Origin of the sequence: Bacteroides luhongzhouii (assembly GCF_009193295.2) — a bacterium.
In the GTDB taxonomy this organism is placed as follows: domain Bacteria; phylum Bacteroidota; class Bacteroidia; order Bacteroidales; family Bacteroidaceae; genus Bacteroides; species Bacteroides luhongzhouii.
The window spans coordinates 2,207,575-2,233,696 of record NZ_CP059973.1 but is presented as its reverse complement, the minus strand read 5'-3'; the positions used below and the strand labels follow the sequence as shown (position 1 = coordinate 2,233,696).

General features: G+C 44.3%; 17 protein-coding genes, 2 tRNA genes and 3 rRNA genes. 5 read left to right on the top strand and 17 right to left on the bottom strand.

The window, feature by feature from the left end; translation table 11 throughout:
- Positions 1-14: 14 nt before the first annotated feature.
- The 9 genes from era to GD631_RS07995 form a co-directional block, all read right to left on the bottom strand.
- Positions 15-896 carry a GTPase Era gene (gene era, locus GD631_RS08035; protein ID WP_143258978.1) on the bottom strand — a complete coding sequence of 294 codons (882 nt, stop codon included), beginning with the start codon at positions 894-896 and terminating at the stop codon, positions 15-17.
- Between the two features lie 86 nt (positions 897-982).
- Positions 983-1,990, bottom strand: coding sequence for a beta-ketoacyl-ACP synthase III (locus GD631_RS08030; RefSeq protein ID WP_143258977.1), 1,008 nt, complete (start codon positions 1,988-1,990; stop codon positions 983-985).
- Between the two features lie 87 nt (positions 1,991-2,077).
- Positions 2,078-2,263, bottom strand: a complete 186-nt coding sequence (rpmF, locus tag GD631_RS08025; RefSeq protein ID WP_004296852.1) for a 50S ribosomal protein L32 — start codon at positions 2,261-2,263, stop codon at positions 2,078-2,080.
- A 12-nt stretch (positions 2,264-2,275) separates the two neighbouring features.
- The gene (locus GD631_RS08020; protein WP_004313594.1) at positions 2,276-2,854 is read right to left on the bottom strand and encodes a YceD family protein; all 579 of its coding nucleotides are present in this window, start codon (positions 2,852-2,854) and stop codon (positions 2,276-2,278) included.
- A gap of 206 nt (positions 2,855-3,060) precedes the next feature.
- A 5S ribosomal RNA gene (rrf, locus tag GD631_RS08015) occupies positions 3,061-3,171 on the bottom strand.
- Between the two features lie 93 nt (positions 3,172-3,264).
- Positions 3,265-6,142: ribosomal RNA gene (locus GD631_RS08010) — 23S ribosomal RNA — on the bottom strand.
- A 161-nt stretch (positions 6,143-6,303) separates the two neighbouring features.
- Positions 6,304-6,377: transfer RNA gene (locus GD631_RS08005), tRNA-Ala, on the bottom strand.
- A gap of 70 nt (positions 6,378-6,447) precedes the next feature.
- Positions 6,448-6,524 (bottom strand) — tRNA-Ile (locus GD631_RS08000).
- A gap of 208 nt (positions 6,525-6,732) precedes the next feature.
- Positions 6,733-8,261 (bottom strand): 16S ribosomal RNA (locus GD631_RS07995).
- The 16S, 23S and 5S rRNA genes sit together here with 2 tRNA genes alongside, the layout of an rRNA operon.
- A gap of 1,395 nt (positions 8,262-9,656) precedes the next feature.
- On the opposite strand from GD631_RS07995, the gene GD631_RS07990 reads away from it, so the two are divergent.
- From GD631_RS07990 to gldH, 5 genes are all read left to right on the top strand, one after another.
- Entirely contained in the window at positions 9,657-10,169 is a 513-nt protein-coding gene (locus GD631_RS07990; protein ID WP_143260574.1) for a ferritin-like domain-containing protein, read from the top strand.
- 188 nt (positions 10,170-10,357) lie between these two features.
- Entirely contained in the window at positions 10,358-11,311 is a 954-nt protein-coding gene (gene metF, locus GD631_RS07985; protein WP_143260573.1) for a methylenetetrahydrofolate reductase [NAD(P)H], read from the top strand.
- 1 nt (position 11,312) lies between these two features.
- The gene (locus GD631_RS07980) at positions 11,313-12,437 is read left to right on the top strand and encodes a DNA polymerase III subunit (RefSeq protein WP_143260572.1); all 1,125 of its coding nucleotides are present in this window, start codon (positions 11,313-11,315) and stop codon (positions 12,435-12,437) included.
- A 15-nt stretch (positions 12,438-12,452) separates the two neighbouring features.
- Positions 12,453-14,006 carry a PSP1 domain-containing protein gene (locus GD631_RS07975; RefSeq protein ID WP_143260571.1) on the top strand — a complete coding sequence of 518 codons (1,554 nt, stop codon included), beginning with the start codon at positions 12,453-12,455 and terminating at the stop codon, positions 14,004-14,006.
- Entirely contained in the window at positions 13,984-14,457 is a 474-nt protein-coding gene (gene gldH, locus GD631_RS07970; RefSeq protein ID WP_143260570.1) for a gliding motility lipoprotein GldH, read from the top strand. Before GD631_RS07975 ends, gldH begins: the two co-directional genes overlap by 23 nt.
- A gap of 2 nt (positions 14,458-14,459) precedes the next feature.
- Here the strand turns inward: gldH and rodA are convergent, their stop codons facing one another.
- The 8 genes from rodA to GD631_RS07930 form a co-directional block, all read right to left on the bottom strand.
- Entirely contained in the window at positions 14,460-15,917 is a 1,458-nt protein-coding gene (gene rodA / locus GD631_RS07965; RefSeq protein WP_143260569.1) for a rod shape-determining protein RodA, read from the bottom strand.
- Entirely contained in the window at positions 15,898-17,760 is a 1,863-nt protein-coding gene (gene mrdA / locus GD631_RS07960; protein ID WP_143260568.1) for a penicillin-binding protein 2, read from the bottom strand. Before mrdA ends, rodA begins: the two co-directional genes overlap by 20 nt.
- A 2-nt stretch (positions 17,761-17,762) precedes the next feature.
- Positions 17,763-18,260, bottom strand: a complete 498-nt coding sequence (gene mreD, locus GD631_RS07955) for a rod shape-determining protein MreD (protein ID WP_143260567.1) — start codon at positions 18,258-18,260, stop codon at positions 17,763-17,765.
- On the bottom strand, positions 18,257-19,102 hold the full coding sequence (mreC, locus tag GD631_RS07950; RefSeq protein WP_143260566.1) for a rod shape-determining protein MreC: 846 nt from the start codon (positions 19,100-19,102) through the stop codon (positions 18,257-18,259). The genes mreD and mreC overlap by 4 nt, the downstream gene beginning before the upstream one ends.
- Positions 19,103-19,109: 7 nt before the next feature.
- Positions 19,110-20,132, bottom strand: a complete 1,023-nt coding sequence (locus GD631_RS07945) for a rod shape-determining protein (RefSeq protein ID WP_004299941.1) — start codon at positions 20,130-20,132, stop codon at positions 19,110-19,112.
- A gap of 108 nt (positions 20,133-20,240) precedes the next feature.
- Positions 20,241-21,764 (bottom strand): bifunctional phosphoribosylaminoimidazolecarboxamide formyltransferase/IMP cyclohydrolase, encoded by a 1,524-nt coding sequence (gene purH, locus GD631_RS07940; RefSeq protein ID WP_008997858.1) that lies wholly within the window; start codon positions 21,762-21,764, stop codon positions 20,241-20,243.
- A 151-nt stretch (positions 21,765-21,915) separates the two neighbouring features.
- Positions 21,916-23,952 (bottom strand): M13 family metallopeptidase, encoded by a 2,037-nt coding sequence (locus GD631_RS07935; RefSeq protein ID WP_143260565.1) that lies wholly within the window; start codon positions 23,950-23,952, stop codon positions 21,916-21,918.
- A 209-nt stretch (positions 23,953-24,161) separates the two neighbouring features.
- Positions 24,162-26,117 (bottom strand): ABC-F family ATP-binding cassette domain-containing protein, encoded by a 1,956-nt coding sequence (locus tag GD631_RS07930; RefSeq protein ID WP_143260564.1) that lies wholly within the window; start codon positions 26,115-26,117, stop codon positions 24,162-24,164.
- Positions 26,118-26,122: the final 5 nt, after the last annotated feature.

Genomic DNA, 26,122 nt, shown 5'->3' with positions numbered 1-26,122 from the left:
TCGCATGAATACTCTTAATCTAACTGATAACCAAAATTACGCAGCTCCTTATCCGAACTACGCCAATCTTTATCTACTTTCACATACGTTTCAAGGAAAATAGTCTTTCCAAAGAAACGTTCCAGTTCGCGGCGGGCCTCGGTAGCTACCTTCTTCAACGCCTTGCCCTGTTTACCGATAATAATTCCTTTCTGCGAATCACGTTCCACGTTAATCACCGCACGAATATGAATCTTCTTCGGCTCTTCCTTAAACTCCTCTACGACAACTTCCACCGAATAGGGAATCTCCTTGTCGTAGTAGAGCAGAATCTTTTCCCGGATAATCTCATTCACGAAGAAACGGGCAGGCTTGTCCGTCCACTGATCCTTTCCAAAATAAGGAGGAGAATCGGGCAACAGTTCTTTGATTCGCTTCATCACATAGTCCACATTGAACTTCGATGTAGCAGAAATCGGAATAATTTCGGCTTGGGGAAGCAATTCTGTCCAATCTTCCACCAGCTTTACCAGTTTTTCCTGATCTGTAAGATCTATCTTATTGATGAGCAAAAGCACAGGCACCGTCATCTGACGTACCTTCTCCATAAACTCATTATTCTTATCCGGCGTCTCCACCACGTCAGTCACATAAAGCAAGATATCCGCATCCGTCAATGCCGAAGTAGAAAAATTCAGCATCGACTCCTGTAATTTATAATTGGGCTTCAATACTCCCGGAGTATCAGAAAAAACAATCTGCATTTCATCCGTATTATAGATTCCCATAATCCGGTGACGAGTTGTCTGCGCCTTGAAGGTAGCAATCGAAATACGTTCGCCTACCAAAGCATTCATCAATGTCGATTTTCCGACATTCGGATTTCCTACAATGTTTACAAAACCTGCTTTATGCATTTCTCTTCATTTTATTGGTTGAGACAAAAAAACGCATCGAATCGAAATAGGATGCGTTTTTGAGTGTTATAGTTCAGTAACTTACGTTACGATTCCTTCTTTCCGTCATAACCCCATTTCACGTAAACTGCGCCCCATGTAAATCCGGCACCGAATGCAGTGAAAATGATATTATCACCTTTCTTGAGTTTATCTTCATAATCCCAGATACACAGAGGAAGAGTAGCGGCACTTGTATTACCGTAATGCTCAATATTTACCAACACTTTATCCATTGGCACCTCCATACGGTGAGCCACGGCTTCGATAATACGGACATTCGCCTGATGCGGAACAATCCAGTTGATACTATCTTTCGTCAGACCATTCTTTTCTGCAATAGCAGCAGACACATCCGACATGTTGGATACAGCATATTTAAACACTGTTCTTCCTTCCTGGTGCAAATAGTGCATTTTATTGTCTACTGTGAAATAAGACGGAGGACAAACCGAACCACCAGCTTTCATGTGGAGGAAAGGCAATCCTTTGCCATCAGTTCTCAGTATCGAATCCATGATTCCGTAATCTTCCGTAGTCGGTTCCACCATAAAGGCAGCAGCGCCGTCACCGAAGATAGGGCATGTAGCACGATCTGTATAGTTAACCATTGACGACATCTTATCGGCACCGACAATGATAATTTTCTTATATCTTCCCGAACGGATGAAATTAGCTGCTGTCTCCATCAAATACAGAAAACCACTACAAGCAGCCTGCAAATCGAAGGCAAACGCATTCTTCAGTCCGAGTTTATCACAAAGAATAGAAGCTGTAGAAGGGAAGTGATAGTCAGGAGTAGTGGTAGCAACAACAACCAAATCAATGTCATCAGGATTAGCACCGGTTTTCTTCATCAACTGTTTGGCAGCTTTGCGTGCCATGTATGAACTACCTAATCCTTCCTCATTCAGAATATGTCTTTCCTTTACTCCGATACGAGTCATAATCCATTCGTCGTTGGTATCTACCATTTTTGATATCTCGTCGTTAGTTAAGATATAATCGGGAACGTACCCGCCGACTCCTGTGATTACTGCATTTATTTTTTCCATCAAACCTATTTTAAATTAGCAATACTATAATACTTAAAGCAGCCGGAGAGCTTTACCCTCAGGCTGTTTTCAGTATAACTGTACTAATTATACAGCTGCTTCTTTCTCAATAGCGAGCTTACCTCTGTAATAGCCACAAGCGCCACATACTGTGTGGTAAACGTGCCATTCGCCGCAATTCGGACAAATAGCCAATGTAGGAGCTACTGCCTTATCATGAGTTCTTCTCTTCGCTTGTCTCGTACTTGATTGTCTTCTCTTAGGATGTGCCATTTTCTTAAAACTTTAATTATTATCTAATATTTTTTTTAATTCATTCCAGCGAGGATCAATTTGTTCCTCCACTTCTTCCTCAATTACGATGTCATCTCCACCTGTGTCGAAAGTATCATCGCTATCCTCATTCGCATTTGTTTTCAAATGCTTGTTCAATTTACTAGTTACCGCTTTATTACACTTGCCGGGAGCATGTACATGCTTCATCGGAATAGACAGCGCAACAAATTCATACATGAACCATGCAACGTTGATTTCCCCTTCTTCCTCGGGAATCACGATCAGGTTGTCACCTTCTTCTGCATATTCATGACCAAACTTTACCATCAGTTTATCAGAAGAACTGATAGGTAACTCCATATCATCCAGACAACGGTCGCATGGTACCCATACCATTCCGTCAGTTTGGAAACTCAGCTCGAAAGCACGAGAGGTTCTTTTCACAGTCAATGTAACATTGACTTTTCCTTTCTGAACTTCAGGACCATCAATGTGAGCGAAGTAAAGGTTATCCAATACAAACTCATACTTAGCGGAGTCTGCTTGCATACCTTTCAAGTCAATTTTGTATTTATCAAATTTTCCCAAAGCTTCTCTCTTTTTTAAATCGTTAGCTTACAATTCGGGCGACAAAGATACAAATAAATATCCTCATAACATACAAATTATCAGTAAATATTCACTTTTTTAATAGGTATTATGAGGTTTGCATCTGTTAAAAAGGGCGGTATAAATACCAGAGTAATAAAAAAACAGAAAGCCTCGCCCGTCAATAGACAAGCGAGGCTTCTTAAAAACGGCGGCTACCTACTCTCCCACTGTTACGCAGTACCATCGGCGTGACGAGGCTTAACTTCTCTGTTCGGAATGGGAAGAGGTGGAACCCTCGTGCTATAACCACCTGAATAAGGTTATGACATGATGAAAAGTAAAATCGAAAGCTCATCGCTCATTGAAGAGCAATCCGCTAAACGTATATACCCAACCGGTACATATTTGAAAGAAAGTGAACGGGCAATTAGTAATGCTCGGCTTTGATGTTACCACCTTTACACCTGCATCCTATCAACGTCATCGTCTTTGACGACCCTAAGAAATCTAATCTTGTGGCTGGCTTCGTACTTAGATGCTTTCAGCACTTATCCAATCCCGACTTAGATACCCAGCAATGCACCTGGCGGCACAACTGGTAAACCAGCGGTCAGTCCAACACGGTCCTCTCGTACTAGTGTCAGAGCCACGCAAATTTCATACGCCCACGATAGATAGAGACCGAACTGTCTCACGACGTTCTGAACCCAGCTCGCGTGCCACTTTAATGGGCGAACAGCCAACCTTGGGACCTTCTCCAGCCCCAGGATGTGACGAGCCGACATCGAGGTGCCAAACCCCTCCGTCGATATGAGCTCTTGGGAGGGATCAGCCTGTTATCCCCGGAGTACCTTTTATCCTTTGAGCGATGTCCCTTCCATACGGAAACACCGGATCACTATGCTCTAGTTTCCTACCTGATCGACTTGTCTGTCTCCCAGTCAAGCGCCCTTATGCCATTACACTCTACGGACGGTTACCAATCGTCCTGAGGGCACCTTTAGAAGCCTCCGTTACACTTTTGGAGGCGACCACCCCAGTCAAACTACCCACCAAACAGTGTCCCCGCAACCACGGGTTAGAACTCAAATAATCAAAGGGCCGTATTTCAACAGCGACTCCACAAATACTGGCGTACCTGCTTCGAAGTCTCCGGCCTATCCTACACATCAATTACCCAAATTCAATGTTAAGCTATAGTAAAGGTTCACGGGGTCTTTTCGTCCCATCGCGGGTAATCGGCATCTTCACCGATACTACAATTTCACTGAGCTCACGGTTGAGACAGTGTCCAGATCATTACACCATTCGTGCAGGTCGGAACTTACCCGACAAGGAATTTCGCTACCTTAGGACCGTTATAGTTACGGCCGCCGTTTACTGGGGCTTCAATTCAATGCTTCTCTTGCGATGACATCTCCTCTTAACCTTCCAGCACCGGGCAGGTGTCAGGCTGTATACGTAATCTTTCAATTTAGCACAGCCCTGTGTTTTTGTTAAACAGTTGCCTGGACCTATTCTCTGCGCCCAACTCTCGTTGGGACCCTTTATCCCGAAGTTACAGGGTCAATTTGCCTAGTTCCTTAACCGTGAATCACTCAAGCGCCTTAGTATATTCAACCCGACTACGTGTGTCCGTTTGCGGTACGGGTACCTTAAAGATTAAGTTTAGCGGATTTTCTTGGGAGTATGCTTACACGCACTATTACCGTTTCCCGAAGGAATTGGTATACTATCAGGTTCGACTCTCTTTGTGGATTTGCCTGCAAAGATCAACATCTACACCCTTCAACGGACTATTCCGTCAGTCCGCGGCGTTGTCACGACTCCGTCTCCACGTCACTCCTTAAGGTAGTACAGGAATATTAACCTGTTCTGCCATCGGCCTCACCGTTCGGCTGAGCCTTAGGACCCGACTAACCCTGATCCGATTAGCGTTGATCAGGAAACCTTAGTCTTTCGGCGAGGGGGTTTCTCACCCCCTTTATCGTTACTTATACCTACATTTGCTTTTCCACACGCTCCAGCAAAGCTCACGCTTCACCTTCGACGCAGAGTGGAATGCTCCCCTACCGATCATTACTGATCCCATAGCTTCGGTAAATTGCTTGATGCCCGATTATTATCCACGCCAAACTCCTCGACTAGTGAGCTGTTACGCACTCTTTAAATGAATGGCTGCTTCCAAGCCAACATCCTAGCTGTCTTAGCAATCTGACTTCGTTAGTTCAACTTAGCAATTATTTCGGGACCTTAGCTGATGGACTGGATTCTTCTCCTTTAGGACATGGACCTTAGCACCCATGCCCTCACTCCTGGGATCGAACTACTGCGCATTCGGAGTTTATCAAGACTTGATAGGCGGTGAAGCCCTCGCATCTTATCAGTCGCTCTACCTCACAGTAGTAATTCCCAAGGCTGCACCTAAATGCATTTCGGGGAGTACGAGCTATCTCCAAGTTTGATTAGCCTTTCACCCCCACCCTCAGTTCATCCGGAAGCTTTTCAACGCTTATCGGTTCGGTCCTCCAGTTAGTGTTACCTAACCTTCAACCTGACCAAGGGTAGATCACTTGGTTTCGCGTCTACTCCTTCCGACTAGTCGCCCTGTTCAGACTCGCTTTCGCTTCGGCTACACATTTTGAAATGCTTAACCTTGCCGGAAAAAGTAACTCGTAGGTTCATTATGCAAAAGGCACGCCGTCACTTCTTACGAAGCTCCGACCGCTTGTAGGCGCACGGTTTCAGGGACTATTTCACTCTTCTATTCGAAGTGCTTTTCACCTTTCCTTCACAGTACTGGTTCGCTATCGGTCTCTCGGGAGTATTTAGCCTTACCGGATGGTCCCGGCAGATTCACGCAAGATTCCTCGTGTCCCGCGCTACTCAGGATACCACTACGCTTCGTTTAGCTTCGAATACCGGACTATCACCGTCTATGGTTTCATTTTCCAAAGAATTCTTCTCACTAAATGTCTTGCGATATCGTGGTCCTACAACCCCAATATTGCCGTAACAACATTGGTTTGGGCTAATCCCCGTTCGCTCGCCACTACTAGGGGAATCATTATTATTTTCTTTTCCTGCAGGTACTAAGATGTTTCAGTTCCCTGCGTTAGCCTCTTGCTATGCAAGATGTCATTCCTTCAGAATGACGGGTTGTCCCATTCGGAAATCTTCGGATCAAAGGTTATTTGCACCTACCCGAAGCTTATCGCAGCTTATCACGTCCTTCATCGCCTCCGAGAGCCAAGGCATCCGCCATGCGCCCTTGCTTACTTTCTTTCAAACGTTTTATTCTTGTATTGGTACTGACGTTGGAATTGCTCCCAGCTATCAATATTGCATACTCGAACACGTACGGTTTGATATATACTTTTAGCTCTTACTTTTAATTTTACTTTTTGTACATCATGTCAAAGATCGTTTTCTCTTTTCAGAGAGAGTGGAGAATAACGGATTCGAACCGTTGACCCTCTGCGTGCAAGGCAGATGCTCTAGCCAGCTGAGCTAATCCCCCAAGAGGTTGTTCAAGAATATCGTTTTTTAGCTTTCAGCTTTCAGCTTTCGCTGTTCCTCATTCTTGAGCTTGGTAGTCCCAGGCAGAGTTGAACTGCCGACCTCTACATTATCAGTGTAGCGCTCTAACCAACTGAGCTATAGGACTAGTTCAACCTTGTCTACCTGTGCGTTAGACTCGGCTTCTTTTTTCTCTTGTTTATCTCTATCTATACTTCTATAGATGGTTGATCTATATATTATAAATAAACAAGTACCAGTAGTACAAAAAACAGAACCTTTAAAGTCATTATTTTTAACGATGGCCGTTTTACATTATTCATGTAGAGTTGCATCGTCTTACGACATCACTCCAGAAAGGAGGTGTTCCAGCCGCACCTTCCGGTACGGCTACCTTGTTACGACTTAGCCCCAATTACCAGTTTTACCCTAGGACGCTCCTCGCGGTTACGTACTTCAGGTACCCCCGGCTTTCATGGCTTGACGGGCGGTGTGTACAAGGCCCGGGAACGTATTCACCGCGCCATGGCTGATGCGCGATTACTAGCGAATCCAGCTTCACGAAGTCGGGTTGCAGACTTCGATCCGAACTGAGAGAGGTTTTTGGGATTAGCATCCTGTCACCAGGTAGCTGCCTTCTGTACCCCCCATTGTAACACGTGTGTAGCCCCGGACGTAAGGGCCGTGCTGATTTGACGTCATCCCCACCTTCCTCACATCTTACGACGGCAGTCTCTCTAGAGTCCTCAGCATAACCTGTTAGTAACTAAAGATAAGGGTTGCGCTCGTTATGGCACTTAAGCCGACACCTCACGGCACGAGCTGACGACAACCATGCAGCACCTTCACACCTGCCTTGCGGCTATACTGTTTCCAATATATTCAGGTGCAATTTAAGCCCGGGTAAGGTTCCTCGCGTATCATCGAATTAAACCACATGTTCCTCCGCTTGTGCGGGCCCCCGTCAATTCCTTTGAGTTTCACCGTTGCCGGCGTACTCCCCAGGTGGAATACTTAATGCTTTCGCTTGGCCGCTTGCTGTATATCGCAAACAGCGAGTATTCATCGTTTACTGTGTGGACTACCAGGGTATCTAATCCTGTTTGATACCCACACTTTCGAGCCTCAGTGTCAGTTGCAGTCTAGTGAGCTGCCTTCGCAATCGGAGTTCTTCGTGATATCTAAGCATTTCACCGCTACACCACGAATTCCGCCCACCTCTACTGTACTCAAGACTGCCAGTTTCAACTGCAATTTTACGGTTGAGCCGCAAACTTTCACAACTGACTTAACAATCCACCTACGCTCCCTTTAAACCCAATAAATCCGGATAACGCTCGGATCCTCCGTATTACCGCGGCTGCTGGCACGGAGTTAGCCGATCCTTATTCATATGGTACATACAAAATTCCACACGTGGAATACTTTATTCCCATATAAAAGAAGTTTACAACCCATAGGGCAGTCATCCTTCACGCTACTTGGCTGGTTCAGACTCTCGTCCATTGACCAATATTCCTCACTGCTGCCTCCCGTAGGAGTTTGGACCGTGTCTCAGTTCCAATGTGGGGGACCTTCCTCTCAGAACCCCTATCCATCGTAGTCTTGGTGGGCCGTTACCCCGCCAACAAACTAATGGAACGCATCCCCATCGATAACCGAAATTCTTTAATATCAATCTCATGCGGGACTGATATGCCATCGGATATTAATCTTTCTTTCGAAAGGCTATCCCCGAGTTATCGGCAGGTTGGATACGTGTTACTCACCCGTGCGCCGGTCGCCATCTTTAGTTTGCAAGCAAACTAAAATGCTGCCCCTCGACTTGCATGTGTTAAGCCTGTAGCTAGCGTTCATCCTGAGCCAGGATCAAACTCTTCATTGTAAAAGTATCTTGTCATCCGTTAAGATGATTTTTTGCTCTGTTCAGGACGCCGTAATTTTATTGACCTTATTTCAAATACCTGACATCCTAAATCGTATCGCTACCATCTCGGACAAGTATTGACGGTTCTATTTTTTACTTGTACTACTTGTATTGTTTATCAATATTTCAAAGAACTAACGTGGCTTCCACCGCGTCTGCTTTCTTTTCGAAAGCGGATGCAAAGATAAGGACTTTTTCAGATAACTTCCAAACTTTTTCGAAGTTTTTTTGTTTTTATTCTCTGATGCCTTAATCTTGTAGCAGAATGTCAATCATTAGGCTCTGTCTCTCTAGCAAAGCGGGTGCAAAAGTAGACAACTTATCAATAACATCCAAATATATCTAACTATTTTTTCTAATTATTTTCCGACAATTATTCTAACTTGCTGAATCATAACGATGTTATGGTATATATATTTCTTTATTTACATTACAAACACTTGAAGTAAGGTAAGAAAGAATACATTAATATATTATATATGCGCGCGAGAAGCAGATAACAAAAAGAGATCCGCAAAGAGGAGATAAAATGGAAAACGTCTCAAAGAGACCAACAAAAAACAGCTTTCCGAAAAATAAAAGTTATCAAAAAACAGCAAAGCAGCCACCTCCTATTACGCTGTTTAAACTTACAACTTACTCTTATTAATCAATAAAATATTTACTATCCTGTTTTTAAAATACAGGCATCTGTTATCATATAGCATAGTATTTCATTAGTCTTTCCCTTAGGGTTTACATTCTCTTGCTCAAAAGTTATCAAGGGCTCACTGCAGTAAACAAATAAGCTATCATATGTAAACAAACAAGCTCACATGCGTGAACAAGTTTATTCACTGTAGTAAGCCATTGAAAAGCATTAAGAGTTAACAGAAGAAGCATAAGAGATAAACATATATATATAAAGTCTTAACACCTATTGGGTGAGGGTAAAAAGCTACCCTCACCTACTCTCACCCTTACCCTCACGCCTGTAACTCCGATGAATAAGGGAATAGAAGCTGGTGTGAGGGTGTGAGGGTAAAAGTGATACTAAACTCTTATTTGGAATCTAAGTTTGCAGGTTCAATTTATAAATGCGACAGTTGAGCTTTATATTGCCGTTGGGTGAAAGATAAAAGAGAGAAATAGATAAAAAAGGGGAATGTTCATTGTGACCTATACAGAAGGAGGAATTGCGTGAAAATAAAAAAAGCTGCAAACGATATATTGAAACCTTCAATGTTATATAAAAAAGGAGGAACTGCACCACACAATACATTCTTTCTGTTAAAACCTCCGGGATACTCAAACAAAAACATTCTCCGGCTGTTACATACCCGACTTAAATACAGTAACCTAAACTTTAAAATTATGGCTAGAGAAAGTGTAAAAATCTTACAGGGAAAATTAGACGTAGAAAGTTTAATTTCACAGTTGAACGCAGCATTGGCTGAAGAATGGCTGGCATATTACCAGTATTGGGTAGGTGCATTAGTAGTGGAAGGCGCCATGCGTGCCGACGTACAAAGAGAGTTCGAAGAACATGCCGAAGAAGAACGTAGACATGCGCAGTTGCTTGCCGACCGTATCATCGAACTGGAAGGGGTTCCGGTACTTGATCCGAAACAATGGTTCGAACTGGCAAGATGCAAATATGATGCTCCGCAAGGCTTCGACTCTGTCAGTCTCCTAAAGGATAATGTTGCTTCCGAACGCTGTGCCATTCTCCGTTATCAGGAAATTGCCGACTTTACCAACGGGAAAGATTTCACCACTTGTGATATCGCAAAACATATTCTTGCTGAAGAAGAAGAACATGAACAAGATTTACAAGATTATCTAACTGACATTGCCAGAATGAAGAAATCATTTCTTGAAAAGTAAATTCTAATTTAATTAATGATTAGGTAAGAGAGGGCGCATCCGGAATACGTGATATGCCCTCTTTTATGTAATAGTACGATAAAAACCAAACTATTTTCAAACAAATCAAGAAGAAATCTTTCTTTTTTCGTATTTTTGTCCCAATATGCATGTTTAATCCAAGTAGATAACAACATCAACGAAAAGGAATGAAAGTAATTGATTTAATAAATAATAGTAAGGATACAGCTTTTTCTTTCGAGATTCTCCCTCCTTTAAAGGGAACCGGAATTGAAAAGCTCTATCAGACAATCGACACTCTTCGAGAATTTGATCCGAAATATATCAATATCACAACGCATCGCAGCGAATATGTCTACAAAGATCTCGGCAACGGGCTTTTTCAGAGAAACCGTTTAAGAAGACGTCCCGGGACAGTTGCCGTAGCGGCTGCCATTCAGAATAAATATAATATCACCGTAGTCCCCCATATCTTGTGCAGCGGTTTCACTCGTGAGGAAACCGAATATGTATTGCTGGATTTGCAATTTCTAAACATCACAGATTTGCTGGTGCTGCGTGGAGACAAGGCTAAACATGAATCGGTATTTACTCCCGAAGGAGACGGATATCATCATGCGATTGAACTGCAAGAACAGATCAATAATTTCAATAAGGGAATTTTCGTTGACGGCTCTGAGATGAAAGTCACCGCCAGTCCTTTTTCTTATGGAGTGGCGTGTTATCCGGAAAAGCATGAAGAGTCACCTAATCTGGAGTCTGATCTTTACTGGTTGAAAAAGAAAGTAGAAGCAGGAGCTGAATATGCTGTGACGCAACTTTTCTACGATAATAAGAAATATTTTGAGTTCGTGAAGCTGGCCAAAGAGGCAGGTATTCAAGTTCCCATCATTCCCGGAATCAAGCCTTTCAAAAAGTTGTCTCAATTGAGCATGGTACCCAAAACATTCAAAGTGGATTTGCCGGAAGATCTGGTGAAAGAAGTAAACCGATGCAAAAATGATGCAGATGCCGAACAGGTCGGTATTGAATGGTGTATAGCCCAATGCAAGGAATTGATGGCTCACGGAGTTCCGAGTATTCATTTCTATTCCATCGGAGCGGTAGACAGTATCAAAGAAGTAGCTAAAATCATTTATTGATATGTTTTTCAAAGACGTAATCGGACAGGAAGAAATTAAGCAACGGCTTATTCAGGAAGTGAATGAAGGGCGTATTCCACATGCCCAGCTCATTTGCGGACCGGAAGGAGTCGGGAAAATGCCGTTGGCCATTGCTTACGCACGCTACATCAGTTGCACCAATCGGGGTGAAACGGATGCTTGCGGTGTCTGTCCGTCTTGTGTGAAATTCAATAAGCTGGTACATCCGGATGTACATTTCGTATTTCCCATCGTTAAAAGTGCGAAGGGAAAGAAAGAAGTATGCGATGATTACATTGCCGATTGGAGACCGTTTGTGATCAACAATCCTTATTTCAACCTCAACCACTGGTTAGGTGAAATGGACGCGGAGAACTCACAAGCATTGATCTACGCCAAAGAGAGTGATGAAATCCTTAAAAAACTTAGCCTGAAATCCAGCGAAGGAGGATTTAAGATTACGATTGTATGGCTGCCGGAGAAAATGCATCCGGTATGTGCCAACAAACTATTGAAGTTGCTTGAAGAACCACCGGAGAAGACTATTTTCCTGTTGGTATCTGAAGCTCCGGACATGATTCTGCCTACTATTCTGAGCCGTACACAACGGATGAATGTGCGGAAAATTGACGAGGCCAGCATCGACCGGGTATTACAGACTAAATATCATATTCAGCCTGCTGATAGTATCTCGATTGCCCACCTGGCAAATGGGAATTTCATCAAGGCACTCGAAACAATTCATCTGAACGAGGAGAACCAGTTATTCTTCGAACTCTTCGTCAACCTGATGCGATTGTCTTATCAACGGAAGATAAGAGAAATGAAGATGTGGAGTGAACAGGTGGCCAGCATGGGACGCGAACGCCAGAAAAACTTTTTGGAATACTGCCAGCGCATGATTCGCGAAAACTTTATCTTCAACCTGCACCAGCGCAATTTGACGTATATGACGATTAATGAACAAAATTTTGCAATCCGCTTTGCGCCTTTTGTCAACGAACGTAACGTGATGGGCATCATGGACGAATTAAGCGAAGCGCAACTACATATAGAACAGAATGTAAATGCTAAAATGGTATTCTTCGACTTCTCGCTGAAGATGATTGTGCTGTTGAAGCAATAATAAATATATAAACTTATGGAATATAAACTTCATAATGGAAGCGGCGGCCTTTGCTGCAAAGGATGCTCCCGACAAGATAAAAAGCTGAATACCTACGATTGGCTGGCAGATATACCGGGCAACGCGGAAGAGAGTGACATGGTTGAAGTGCAATTCAAGAATACCCGGAAGGGATATTTTCGGAACAGCAACAAGATTAAACTGGAAAAAGGAGATGTAGTTGCCGTTGAAGCAGCTCCCGGACATGACATCGGCGTGGTTACATTGACCGGTCGGCTCGTTCCCCTGCAAATGAAGAAAGCAAACTTCAAGGCAGATACGGAAATCAAACGTGTCTATCGGAAAGCTAAGCCGGTAGATATGGAAAAGTTCAACGAAGCCAAAGCCAAAGAACATGCGACGATGATTCGTGCACGTCAGATTGCGTTGAATCTCAATCTGGATATGAAAATCGGTGACGTAGAGTATCAGGGAGATGGTAACAAAGCTATTTTCTACTATATCGCCGACGAGCGGGTAGACTTCCGCCAGCTGATTAAAGTATTGGCCGAGGCGTTCCGTGTACGTATCGAAATGAAACAAATCGGTGCCCGTCAGGAAGCAGGACGCATTGGTGGGATCGGTCCTTGCGGACGCGAACTTTGCTGTGCTACGTGGATGACCAGCTTCGTTTCTGTTTCTACCAGCGCAGCCCGTTTTCAGGATATCTCATTGAATCCGCAAAAACTTGCCGGACAGTGCGCCAAGCTGAAATGCTGTCTGAACTACGAGGTGGACTGTTATGTAGAAGCTCAAAAACGTCTCCCTTCGAGAGAAATAGAGCTGGAAACGAAAGATGGTACTTTCTATTTCTTCAAAGCGGATATTCTAAGTAACCAGGTTTCTTACTCTACGGATAAGAACTTCCCTGCCAATCTGGTCACCATCAGCGGCAAACGTGCATTCGAAGTTATCTCCATGAATAAAAAAGGGATGAAACCGGACAGCCTGCTCGAAGAAGAAAAGAAACCGGAACCAAAGAAACCGATTGACTTGCTGGAACAAGAAAGTGTTACGCGTTTCGACCGCAGCCGGAATAATAAAGAGGGTGGCAATAACGCTAACCGGAATAACAAAAAGAAGAAGAAAGGAAGCAATAACAATAATAACGGCAACCGCCCGCAGCAGCAAGCAGAAGGTGGTAATCGTCCGCAACAACCTCAACGGGAGAATGAAAACCGCCCGCAACAGTCAGAAAACGGTAACAGAGGGGAAAGAGACAACCGCCCGAGAAATAACAATAACAACCGGAACAGAGGACAGAACCAGGGACGGAACAACGAAAACAGACGTCCGGAAAGGGGATCAAATCAGGAACGCCCACAAGGACAAGATCGGTCGAATCAGGAACGTCCGCAAGGTCAGGAACGCCCACAGCAACAAGACCGTCAACGGGAGCAAGACCGTCAACGGGAACAGCAAGAACAGGAACGTCAAGAACGTCGTCCCAACCAGGAGCGTCCTTCCAGACCGGAAAGAAATCAGAATCAGGAGAAACAGTCAACTAATGAAAGGCCTACTCAAGAATAGTATATTGAGTCTATTCAGCGCTTGCTTACTGACAGCCTGCAATGAGCATACGGTGTATCACTCTTACCAATCCCTTCCCAACGAGGGATGGGGAAAGAGTGATACACTCTCTTTTCAGATTCCTATAACCGACAGTGTTCCCACCACTCTCCGACTTTTTGCGGAAGTCCGCAACGGTATTGAATATCCTTATCATGACCTCTATTTATTTATCAGTCAGAATCTACAGGATTCTACGGTGTGGCGCACTGACACTATCGCTTTCTGCCTGGCTGACTCCACCGGAAGATGGATGGGACACGGATGGGGAAGCATTTACCAATCGGAAACTTTTATCAAGTCCGTCCTCCCCTTACGTTCCGGCAATTACACAATTAAAGTAGTCAACGGAATGAAAGATGAAAAGCTAAAAGGTTTGAGTGATGTAGGCATCCGCATTGAAAAACAGTAAGATTAGAGTCTTCTGCCACGTCCCGCATCAATGCGCAGGAAGATAAACAGCAATATCGTAAATCCCCATAAAGAAGAACCTCCATAGCTGAAGAAAGGCAATGGAATACCGATAACCGGAGTTAATCCCAGCACCATACCGATATTGATAAATAAGTGGAAAAGGAAAATACTGACGACCGAATATCCATAAACTCGCCCAAAGTTGGAAGTCTGCCTTTCGGACAGGAATATCAATCGTAAAATCAAAATAAGGAAAGCCAACAGGACAGCAGCCGAACCGACAAATCCTTGCTCTTCACCCACCGTACAGAATATAAAGTCAGTATCCTGTTCGGGCACATACTTTAATTTTGTTTGCGTACCATTCAGGAATCCTTTTCCTGTCAATCCACCGGAACCGATGGCAATCTTGGACTGATTCACATTATATCCGGCACCGGTCAAATCTTCTTCCAAACCGAGCACTACTTTGATACGGACTTGCTGGTGAGGTTCGAGCACATTATCAAATACATAATTACTAGAATACAGGAAGCCGACAGAACCGATTGTAAACAGGGCAATCAGGAAATAAGTACGTTGCCGCTCACTTAATGCCAAATAAATCAGATAGCCTATCACCACAATACAAAGCGCCCATTGCACCCAAACGAGACTAAAATGTACCCAATATTCGGATATTAAATAAGCAATCAGCAATATAACCAGACTTCCACCAACAATATTGCGGGTAGCAGACCATTTCTTGCGATATACCCACACCATGCCACCGGCAAATAATAAGATCAATAGTAATACGATAAATTCTCCCAGTGGTGTAGGAGTATCGGCGATAAAGACTTCATCAAAACGGATGCCGACCACAAAGTAGATTACCGCACATACGCCCGCAAAAAGCACTACTCCCGGCATTCCTTCACGATAAAGAACCAGGAAAAAAGCAAGATAAACCAATGCGGAGCCTGTCTCCCGCTGACCGATAATCAATAACATCGGGAGAAGAATGATGAATCCCAAGATAAAGGCACACTTTTCTTTCTTGATACTGAATGAATAAGAGTTCATGTATTTGGCCAATGCCAAGGCCGTAGCAAACTTGGCAAACTCGGCGGGTTGCAGGCTCACAGGTCCCATGACGAGCCAGGAGCGCGACCCTTTGGTGTCCGGCGCTATGAAGATAGTAACAATGAGCAAAAGAATCATCCCCACATATATAATGTACGCGAACATATCATACATACGATCTTCCAGCATCAATAGCACAAATCCGAGCCCGAAGGAACAGATAATCCATACAAATTGCTTGCCGGCACGAGTCGAAAAGTCGAGGAAGTCGCGTTCGCCATAATCATAACTGGCTCCGCAGACGCTAAACCATCCACCGACAATCAAGAGCAGGTAAATACAAATCGTTACCCAATCCAGCGTTTTCCACAAACTATCGCTCCTCGTTACCATATAATATCACTCTGTTACTAAATTCTTCCGCTCTCAACTCGTTCTCCGGCGAAAGCTTGCCTTTCAAATATTGTTCCATCATCAGTGCGCCAAAAGGAACTCCGTAGGTAGCACCCCATCCGCCGTTCTCTACATAGACGGCAATAGCTATCTTCGGTTTGTTCATCGGCGCGAAACCCATAAATACCGAGTGGTCGTGTCCACGGTTCTGCGCAGTACCCGTCTTTCCACAAGCTTCCAAATCCGGAACCATCACTGACAGCATACGGCAAGTTCCTCCGGTGGCTGCGCCACGCATCCCTTCTACGACTGATTCATAATGTCTTTTCTCAATAGTGGTATAGCGTGGTACACGATAGATGCTATCCAACTGATTGTCTTGGATTTCCTTTACAATATGCGGTGTCACAAAATACCCTCTGTTAGCAATCGTTGCTCCCAAGTTAGCAATCTGAAGAGGAGTAGACAAAATCTCCCCCTGCCCGATAGAGATACTGATTACTGTCAATCCGTTCCAATGGCCGCGATAGGCTTTATCGTAGAACTGCGCATTCGGAATCAAACCCCGTTTCTCTCCCGGCAAATCAACCCCCAGTTTGTAGCCAAATCCCTGCGAAACCATATGGTCTTTCCAGACCGTAATGGCATTTTGCGGTGAACCGTATTTACGGTCGCCAAACATACGGAACAGCCCCCAACAAAAATAGGAATTGCACGATGTGGCAATAGCCGGAATTAATGGTAAAGGAGATCCGTGAGCGTGGCAGCCCACTGTCAATCTTCCGTAATGGAACCCATGTGAGCAAGGGAATGCCGGACTTTGTTCGGTTATGATTCCTTCTTGCAGGAATGTCAGTCCTTGCGCTGTCTTGAAAGTAGATCCCGGAGGATACACTCCCATCAAGGCACGATTCAAAAGCGGTTTGGTCATATCACGTTGCAAGGCCAGATGGTTCTTGCCACGCTGGCGGCCAATCATCAAATGCGGGTCATAATTGGGAGAGGATACCAGACAAAGGATTTCTCCGGTCTCCGGTTCGATAGCCACGATACTTCCAATCTTATTCTTCAATAAACGTTCCCCCAGCATCTGTAAGTCAATATCCAGACTCAATGTCAGGTTCTTACCGGGAACGGAAGGACGGTCATATTCACCATCCATATAATGCCCCTGGATACGACCGTGCGCATCGCGAAGCAGAATCTCAATTCCTTTCTCGCCACGAAGGTACTTTTCATACGATTTTTCGACTCCTAACTTGCCGACATAATCCCCACGGATGTAGTATCCTTCTTCATCCGCTTCCATTTCTTTTGCGGAGACTTCTCCGATATCTCCCAAAGCATGGGCGGCAGCATTGTACGAATATTGGCGGATGGTACGCCGTTGGATATAAAAGCCACGAAATTTAAACAACTTTTCCTGAAAGACACCACATTCTTCCGCCGAAAGTTGCGACATAAACAACTGGTTGGTATAGCGGGAATACCCCGGATTACGGCGACGGTCTTTCATGTCGCTCATAATTTTGAGAAACTGTGCACGGGTGATATTCAACGATTGGCATAAATCGAGTGTGTCCAGATTCTCAATTTCCTTCGGAACGATTGTTATGTCATAGGCCGGCTGGTTGAATACCAGCAGTTTACCGGTCCGGTCATAAATAGCACCACGCGAGGGGTACTGGATCTTATTCAGAAAAGCGTTACTGTCAGCATTCTTCTTGTAGTCATCCGTTGTGATCTGCAATACAAAAAGACGTATCAGATAAATCAAAACAATGGAGATAGCAATGCCTCCGATTACAAATTTGCGCTTCTCTAAGACATAATCTTTTGCCATCGTTACTTTTTAATCCCTTCTATAGCTATGATACAGGTTACAGTCAGAATAGTGCAAAGAAGCACTCGCAGCAATAACAGCCAAATGCTGGTAAATGAGAAGAACTCAATGGAGAGTAATGCCAGGCTGTGCACAAAAACACTTGCAGTGGTATATTTTAAGAAAGGACTGATTCCCATCGTCTTAAAAGAGGGAATAAAGCTGTCCGGATTATCACGGGGCGTGAACAGACGAAGTAAAGAGGGACGAAGAAAGGCTAGCAGCACGGTAGCCGCCGCATTCATTCCCGGAGTATCGGAGAATATATCAATGGTCAGCCCGAAGAAAAAAGCCCACAACATCAGCTCATTCCGGGAAGTGCCGGAACTGAATTTCAGAATAAAATAGATATAGAGAAAAGGAGTAGCATAGCCAGCAATATGCACACTATTGAGGATTAACACCTGAAGAAGTACCAAGCCGATAAACCACCCGATTTTATGTATATAAGTAATAATCATTCTTTCATCACCTTGTTTTCAAGTTTCTTCTGTTCTTTCTGGCCTGTCCGGGCTACCACCCGAACGTCACTCAACTTACCGAAATCAGTAGCCAGCTTAATTTTCAACAGGTATGAGAGTCCATCATTAGAGTCGGACATATCATCTACCGTCCCCACCATTATACCTTCGGGAAAGACGGTGGAAAAACCACTGGTAACTACTGTATCTCCCAAATTAAACTCTGCATGACGAGGCAGGTCTTTCAGATAAGCATAGCGCGAATCTCCATGTTCCCACTTCAGGTAACCGAAATAATCACTCCCGACAATCTTGCAACTGATATTCGATTTGCTATTCAATACCGAAATCACCACCGAATAGGAAGGGGATACCTCATAAACAATTCCTACAATTCCATTACCATCCACCACTCCCATTTCAGAGCGAATACCGGAAGAGGAACCTTTATCAAGCGTGATATAATTATCAACCAGATTCAAACTGTTCTTTATCACATGCGCTTTAAACAACTGATAATCCGCCTGAGGCACCTGCCGAATGCTGTTGATTGTCATAGAATCAAGCTGATGCTCTCTCAATGCTTTTTCCAGATTAGTGATCTGTTGTTCGAGCACCATGTTGCGATCCAACAGATCTTCGTTGACTGATTTCAGATGAAAATAAGAGGAAATCCCTCCCGAAACTTCATAAACCGCCCCCACCACCGTATTGGCAGAAGTGAAGAATGCACTCTGCTGATAACGGTTGAACCGAAATAACAAAACAAAACTGGCTACCTCCAATAAGATGAAGAGGAACCAGTAATTGTATTTCAGAAGGAAGTTTAATAAATTCCTCATCCCCGGTTTATCTCATTAAGAAAGAGAAACGGTCTACGTTCTTCAATGCCACCCCTGTACCTTTGGCAACTGCATGCAAAGGATCTTCCGCAATATGGAAAGGAATATTGATCTTATCGGTCAATCTCTTATCCAGTCCACGAAGCAATGCACCACCTCCGGAGAGATAGATACCATTGTGCACAATATCAGCATACAGTTCAGGAGGTGTATTTTCCAATGCACTCAAGATAGCCGTTTCGATCTTTGAAATTGATTTCTCCAAACAGTGAGCTACTTCCTGATAGCATACAGGCACTTCCATCGGAAGAGCTGTGATACGGTTCGGCCCGTGAACGATATAATCTTCCGGAGCATCATCACCCAGTTCGGTTAAAGCAGCGCCTACATTGATTTTGATACGTTCCGCCATACGCTCGCTGACTTTCACATTGTGCTGACGGCTCATATATTCGCGAATATCCTCTGTCAGGTCATCACCGGCTGTACGGATGGAGTTGTTAGAAACGATACCTCCCAAAGAGATAACGGCAATTTCCGTAGACCCACCACCTATATCGACAATCATGTTCCCTTCCGGAGCTTCTACGTCGATGCCGATACCGATTGCCGCAGCCATCGGTTCGAAAATCAAATAAACATCACGGCCGCCGGCATGTTCCGCAGAGTCACGGACAGCACGGAGTTCGACTTCCGTACTTCCCGAAGGAACGCCAATCACCATGCGAAGAGAAGGTGAAAACAAATGGTTGCGAGTATTCACCTGCTTTATCAAACCGCGCATCATCTGCTCGCAAGCATAGAAGTCGGCAATCACTCCGTCTCTCAACGGACGGATAGTACGTATGTTTTCGTGGGTTTTTTCATGCATCAACTTCGCCTTTTCCCCCACGGCAATCATCTTTTCTGTACGGCGATCCAGAGCTACAACCGAAGGCTCATCCACCACGATTTTTCCGTTCGTGATAATGATAGTATTGGCTGTGCCCAAGTCCATTGCTATCTCTTGTGTAAAAGAAAATAATCCCATTTATTAAAGTATTAAGTAATAAGTATTAAGTATTAGATATAAAGTAGGAAGTTAAAACTGAGCTATCCGCAAGGTTAATACTTAATACTTTATACCTAATACTTATTTTTAGTGTTTAAAATGACGGATACCGGTAGTCACCATCGCCATACCATGCTCGTTGCAATAAGCAAAAGATAAATCGTCTTTTACCGAACCTCCCGGTTGGATAACAGCCGTAATACCTTCCTGATCTGCAATTTCCACACAATCGGGGAACGGGAAGAAAGCATCGGAAGCCATAACTGCACCATTCAGGTCGAAACCGAATGATTTGGCTTTTTCAATTGCTTGTTTCAATGCGTCTACACGCGAGGTCTGTCCTACACCGCTTGCAAGAAGTTGCTTATCCTTTGCCAACACGATGGCATTTGACTTGCTGTTCTTCACAATTTTGTTGGCAAACAACATATCTTCCACTTCTTCCGGAGTAGGAGCTTTGTCTGTCACGGTTTTCAGGTCGGCTACCGTTTCAATATTAGTATCTTTATCCTGCACCAATACGCCATTCAGCAAAGCTCGGAATTGTTTCTTAGGCAATTTAGCTTCCTTACGAACGAGGATGATGCGGTTCTTTTTCTGTCCCAGGATTTCGAGTGCATCCACATCATAATCCGGCGCGATAATCACTTCGAAGAAAATCTTGTTGATTTCTTCCGCTGCTTCTTTGTCGATGACACCATTCGTAATCAACACACCGCCGAAAGCAGAAACCGGATCACCGGCCAATGCGTCTTTCCAAGCTTCCAAAACTGTAGCACGGGAAGCTAATCCGCAAGCGTTGTTATGTTTCAGGATTGCGAAAGTGAGGTCATCGAATTCATCGATCAGGTCAACGGCTGCGTTGATGTCGAGAAGATTGTTATAAGAGATTTCTTTCCCGTGAATCTGGTCGAACATTGCTTCCAGATTTCCGTAGAAATAACCTTTCTGATGTGGGTTTTCACCGTAACGAAGTTGCTTCTGGCTATTAACAGAGCAACGGAAGGCAGAACCTTCGCCGGCATCGAAATAGTTGAAAATAGCCGAATCGTAGTGAGAAGAAACGGCAAATGCTTCTTTAGCCATCCAACGGCGTTCTTCAAGTGAAGAAGTAGCGCCGTGCTCCATCAACATATCCAGCAATGGTTTGTATTGAGCTTGAGAAGCTACGATGATTACATCGTTGTAGTTCTTGGCTGCGGCGCGAATCAATGAGATTCCGCCTATATCGATTTTTTCAATAATGTCTGCTTCAGATGCACCGGAAGCTACGGTAGCTTCAAACGGATACAAATCAACAATAACCAGATCTATCTCGGGGATTTCATATTTCTCAATCTGTTGCATATCCTGTTCCAGGCCGCGACGACAAAGAATACCTCCGAAAATTTTCGGATGTAATGTCTTTACTCTACCACCGAGAATAGAAGGATAAGTGGTCAAATCTTCCACTGCCTTGCAAGGATATCCCAATGATTCAATAAACTGACGAGTTCCGCCTGTTGACAAAAACTCTACTCCCTCTTCGTGAAGTTTGGTAATAATTTCATCCAAACCTTCTTTATGGTATACAGATACCAATGCAGTTTTTATTCTTTTAGACTCTGACATTGAATTGCTTATTAAGTATTTGATGTGCAAAGTTACGAAATATTGTTTATCGTACGTAATAAATAAGGTGTGAATTAATAAAAAAAAGCGTTGACTCTCCTCAATGGAGAATCAACGCCTCTTCGCGAACGCTATCTATATTCAAAAACTATTACCATATAGACACTCGTTTTTCTTTAGATACGAACATCGGATCCTGCTCAGTGATTTTGAATGCTTCATACCAATTCTGGATATGAGGAAGAGCACCGTCCACACGCCATTTTCCTAATGAATGAGGATCAAGTTTGGTTAATCGGAGAATTTCTTCCGGACGGATATTTCCTGCCCACACATTAGCATAAGCCAGGAAGAAACGTTGTTCCGGAGTAAATCCATCGACAACTTCCAACGGTGCGGCTTCTGTTGCTTTCTTGAAAGCTTGGAAAGAAACTTGCAAACCTCCGTGGTCGGCAATGTTCTCTCCCAGTGTCAAATTACCGTTTGCGTGTACGCCCGGAGCCACTTCAATGCTGTCAAAGAAGTTCACCATCACCTGTGCACGTTCTTCGAACTTTTTAGCATCTTCTTCTGTCCACCAGTCTTTCAGATTTCCGTCTTTGTCATATTGACGTCCCTGATCGTCAAATCCATGAGTCATCTCATGGCCGATAACCACACCGATTGCACCGTAATTCATAGCATCGTCCGCATTCATATCGAAGAACGGAGGTTGCAGGATAGCTGCCGGGAAACAGATTTCATTAGTAGTCGGGTTATAATAAGCGTTCACTGTTTGAGGAGTCATCAACCATTCATCCTTGTCTACTGGTTTGCCGGCTTTAGCAATCATTTCGTTGTAATCCCACTCGTTGGCACGTTCGATATTTGCCCAGTAAGAATCATTTTTGATCTCCAATGCGGAGTAATCTTTCCATTTATCAGGATAACCGATTTTTACATGGAAAGTTGCCAGTTTCTCCAATGCTTTTTCCTTGGTAGGTTCACTCATCCATTCCAAACCTTTGATACGTTCTCCCAAAGAAGTTTGCAGGTTCTTCACCAGTGTAACCATACGTTCTTTGGCTGCAGCCGGGAAGTACTTCTCTACGTACATCTGTCCTACCACTTCGCCAAGTACACCATCTACGGTGCTCACGGAACGTTTCCAGCGAGGTTGCATTTCTTTCTTACCAGACATTGTTCTGCTGTAGAAGTCGAAGTTTTGTGCTTCAAATGCATCGCTTAGATAAGAAGCGGCAGCATCTATCAATCCCCATTGGAGATACAGTTTCTGATCGTCCAGTGATACGGTGTTTATCACATCGGCTACTTCCTTCATGGCAGCAGGCTGACCTATATTCACTTCTTTCAAATCTTTCAAACCGGAAACGGTGAAATAAGTATCCCAGTCAAAAGTAGGGAAGTTCTTTTTCAGCGTTGCCATGTCCATCTTGTTATAATTAGCATGAGGATCACGCAATTCCACTTGTGAACGAGCGGCTTTCGCCAGACGAGTTTCGATGTTCATCACTGCTTTCACAGCTTTCTGTGCAGTAGCCTCATCATAACCTGCCAACTGGAACATTTTGGCGATATGTTCCTGATATTTATTACGGATATTTTTAGTCTGCTCGTCATTCTCCAGATAATAGTCACGTTGTCCCATTCCGATACCACCTTGATAAGTCTGTACGATATTCATGGAACTGTTCATATCATCCGCACTTACGAACATGGTGAAGTAAGGACGGATCCCTTTCTTCTGGCTCTCTGCGATATATGCATAGATTTCTCCTTTATCCTTGAGAGCGTCAATGGCTGCCAGTTCGGCTTTGATCGGAGCTACACCTTCCTGATTCAACTTCACGCTATCCATTGCGATATTATAAAGATCGCCTACTTTCTGGGCAGCACTACCCGGTGCGTTATCTTTCTTCGCTGCCAATTCGGCAATCAATGCTTTCAGTTGTTCACGACTGTTTTCGCGCAACATATCGAATGTACCGAAACGTGAATACTCGTCTGTCAGCGGATGATCTTTCACCCAACCTCCACAGGCATATTGATAAAAACTTGTACCCGGCATAGCCGTGGTATCCAGATTAGCAAGGTCGATACCGGACGTCAGCACGACCTCTTTCTTACTGTTACATCCTGTTGTCATAAGGCATACGGCAAGAATTGGTAAATACTTGGTTACTTTCATATTGTATAAATAATTAAATAGTCTCTCTAATCAACAATCATCCTACCCGCAGTCCGGCACCGAGGAAGAAGGTGACCGACACCGAGGAACACCTCGTTCCTCACCGAGAAACACCTGTTTCGACACCGAGGAACAGATACCCGCCAGGAATACCTTCTACCGAGGTATAGTGTTTCTCTTACATAGTGCCCGGAAGTATGCGTTTTGTTCTAGTTTTTCACTTCTTCCAATTCCATCGAAACCCGCTCCCACTCTTCAACGATTGTATCCAACTGCTGTTTCAGTTTCTGATGCCGTTCATAGAGCTGCATATCCGAAGCTCCTTCGGGAGTTGCCATCTTCGCTTCTACGATAGCAATCGCGGATTCGGTTTCCTCTATCGAGGCTTCACAGTCCGCCACTTGACGTTCGAGTTTCTTAATCTTCTTATTAAGTTCTTTCTGGGCTTCGTAAGAGAGCTTATTCTCCGAAGGCTGACCGGTTTCAGGTTCATTGCCCTTAGCTGAAGCCGTGGAAGAAGCCGACAGCCCCGCTCCTTTCTGAAGCTCGTTCAAGCTGTCTATCTTTTTCTTTTGCAAGAATTCATAGATACCTCCAAGATGTTCTTTTACAAGTCCGCCACCGAACTCATATACTTTAGTCGCAAGTCCATCCAGAAAATCACGGTCGTGGCTGACAAGAATCACTGTTCCGTCAAATTCGCGGATAGCTTCCTTCAAAACATCTTTCGAACGCATATCCAAATGGTTGGTCGGTTCGTCCAGAATCAGGAGGTTTACGGGCTCCAGCAGAAGTTTAATCATCGCCAATCGCGTACGCTCTCCACCGGAAAGTACTTTCACTTTTTTGTCCGAAGCTTCGCCTCCAAACATGAAAGCTCCCAGTATATCACGTATCTTCAGACGGATATCTCCTGTCGCTACCCGGTCAATCGTATCGAATACAGTCAGGTTCTCATCCAACATTTGTGCCTGGTTCTGCGCAAAATAACCGATTTGCACATTATGTCCGATCGTTAGTTTGCCTTCGAAATCGATCTCATCCATGATACATTTCACCAATGTAGACTTACCCTCTCCGTTCTTCCCGACGAAAGCAACTTTCTCTCCCCTGTTGATAGTCAGATTGACATCATGGAAAACGACATGGCTGCCATACGCTTTGCGCACATCTTCGCAAATCACGGGATAGTTTCCGCTACGACTGGCTGGAGGGAATTTTAAACGCAAGGCGGAATTATCTTCTTCGTCCACTTCGATGCGGTCTATCTTTTCCAGTTGCTTGATACGGCTTTGTACCTGTACGGCTTTCGTCGCTTTATAACGGAAGCGTTCGATGAAGTCTTCCGTATCCTGTATTTGTTTCTGCTGATTTTCGTAAGCACGGAGCTGTTGTTCACGACGTTCTTTACGCAGGACTACAAATTCATCGTATTTCACTTTGTAGTCGTAAATCTGACCGCAAGTGATTTCGATGGTACGGGTCGTTACGTTATTCAGGAAAGCACGGTCGTGGCTGACCAGCACCACTGCATTGGCACGTGTAGACAAAAAGTTTTCCAGCCACTGGATACTTTCAATATCGAGGTGGTTGGTCGGCTCATCGAGCAGAAGTACGTCCGGGCGACGTAAAAGCAATTTTGCCAGCTCGATACGCATACGCCATCCACCGGAGAATTCCGAGGTAGGGCGTTCAAAATCTTCCCGACTGAATCCCAGTCCGAGAAGTGTCCGTTCGATTTCCGCCTGAAAGTTCGTACCGCCCATCATCAGGAACCGATCGTTTTCATGCGTGAAACGGTCTATCAACTGATGATATTCTTCCGAATCATAGTCTGTCCGTTCGGCCAATTCCTGATTCATCCGTTCCAACTTCGCCTGAAGCTCAAATATATGTTCGAATGCCAGTTCTGCCTCTCCCATCACCGTCCGGTTGTCGGAAAGAATCATGACCTGTGGCAAATATCCTATAGTTACATCTTTCGGAGTAGCTACCACTCCGCGTGTCGGTGACTGCAAACCTGCCAATATCTTCAGCATGGTTGATTTGCCGGCACCATTTTTGCCAACCAACGCAATGCGGTCTTTCTTATTAATTACATAGCTGACGTCCTCAAAAAGCGGCGTCGCATTAAACTCTACTGATAATCCTTCTACTGAAATCACTTCTG

Coding starts and splice junctions, on each gene's coding strand:
- era (WP_143258978.1), bottom strand. CDS start 896: ATGCATAAAGCAGGTTTTGTAAACATTGTAGGAAATCCGAATGTCGGA.
- GD631_RS08030 (WP_143258977.1), bottom strand. CDS start 1,990: ATGGAAAAAATAAATGCAGTAATCACAGGAGTCGGCGGGTACGTTCCC.
- rpmF (WP_004296852.1), bottom strand. CDS start 2,263: ATGGCACATCCTAAGAGAAGACAATCAAGTACGAGACAAGCGAAGAGA.
- GD631_RS07990 (WP_143260574.1), top strand. CDS start 9,657: ATGGCTAGAGAAAGTGTAAAAATCTTACAGGGAAAATTAGACGTAGAA.
- metF (WP_143260573.1), top strand. CDS start 10,358: ATGAAAGTAATTGATTTAATAAATAATAGTAAGGATACAGCTTTTTCT.
- GD631_RS07980 (WP_143260572.1), top strand. CDS start 11,313: ATGTTTTTCAAAGACGTAATCGGACAGGAAGAAATTAAGCAACGGCTT.
- GD631_RS07975 (WP_143260571.1), top strand. CDS start 12,453: ATGGAATATAAACTTCATAATGGAAGCGGCGGCCTTTGCTGCAAAGGA.
- gldH (WP_143260570.1), top strand. CDS start 13,984: ATGAAAGGCCTACTCAAGAATAGTATATTGAGTCTATTCAGCGCTTGC.
- rodA (WP_143260569.1), bottom strand. CDS start 15,917: ATGGTAACGAGGAGCGATAGTTTGTGGAAAACGCTGGATTGGGTAACG.
- mrdA (WP_143260568.1), bottom strand. CDS start 17,760: ATGGCAAAAGATTATGTCTTAGAGAAGCGCAAATTTGTAATCGGAGGC.
- mreD (WP_143260567.1), bottom strand. CDS start 18,260: ATGATTATTACTTATATACATAAAATCGGGTGGTTTATCGGCTTGGTA.
- mreC (WP_143260566.1), bottom strand. CDS start 19,102: ATGAGGAATTTATTAAACTTCCTTCTGAAATACAATTACTGGTTCCTC.
- GD631_RS07945 (WP_004299941.1), bottom strand. CDS start 20,132: ATGGGATTATTTTCTTTTACACAAGAGATAGCAATGGACTTGGGCACA.
- purH (WP_008997858.1), bottom strand. CDS start 21,764: ATGTCAGAGTCTAAAAGAATAAAAACTGCATTGGTATCTGTATACCAT.
- GD631_RS07935 (WP_143260565.1), bottom strand. CDS start 23,952: ATGAAAGTAACCAAGTATTTACCAATTCTTGCCGTATGCCTTATGACA.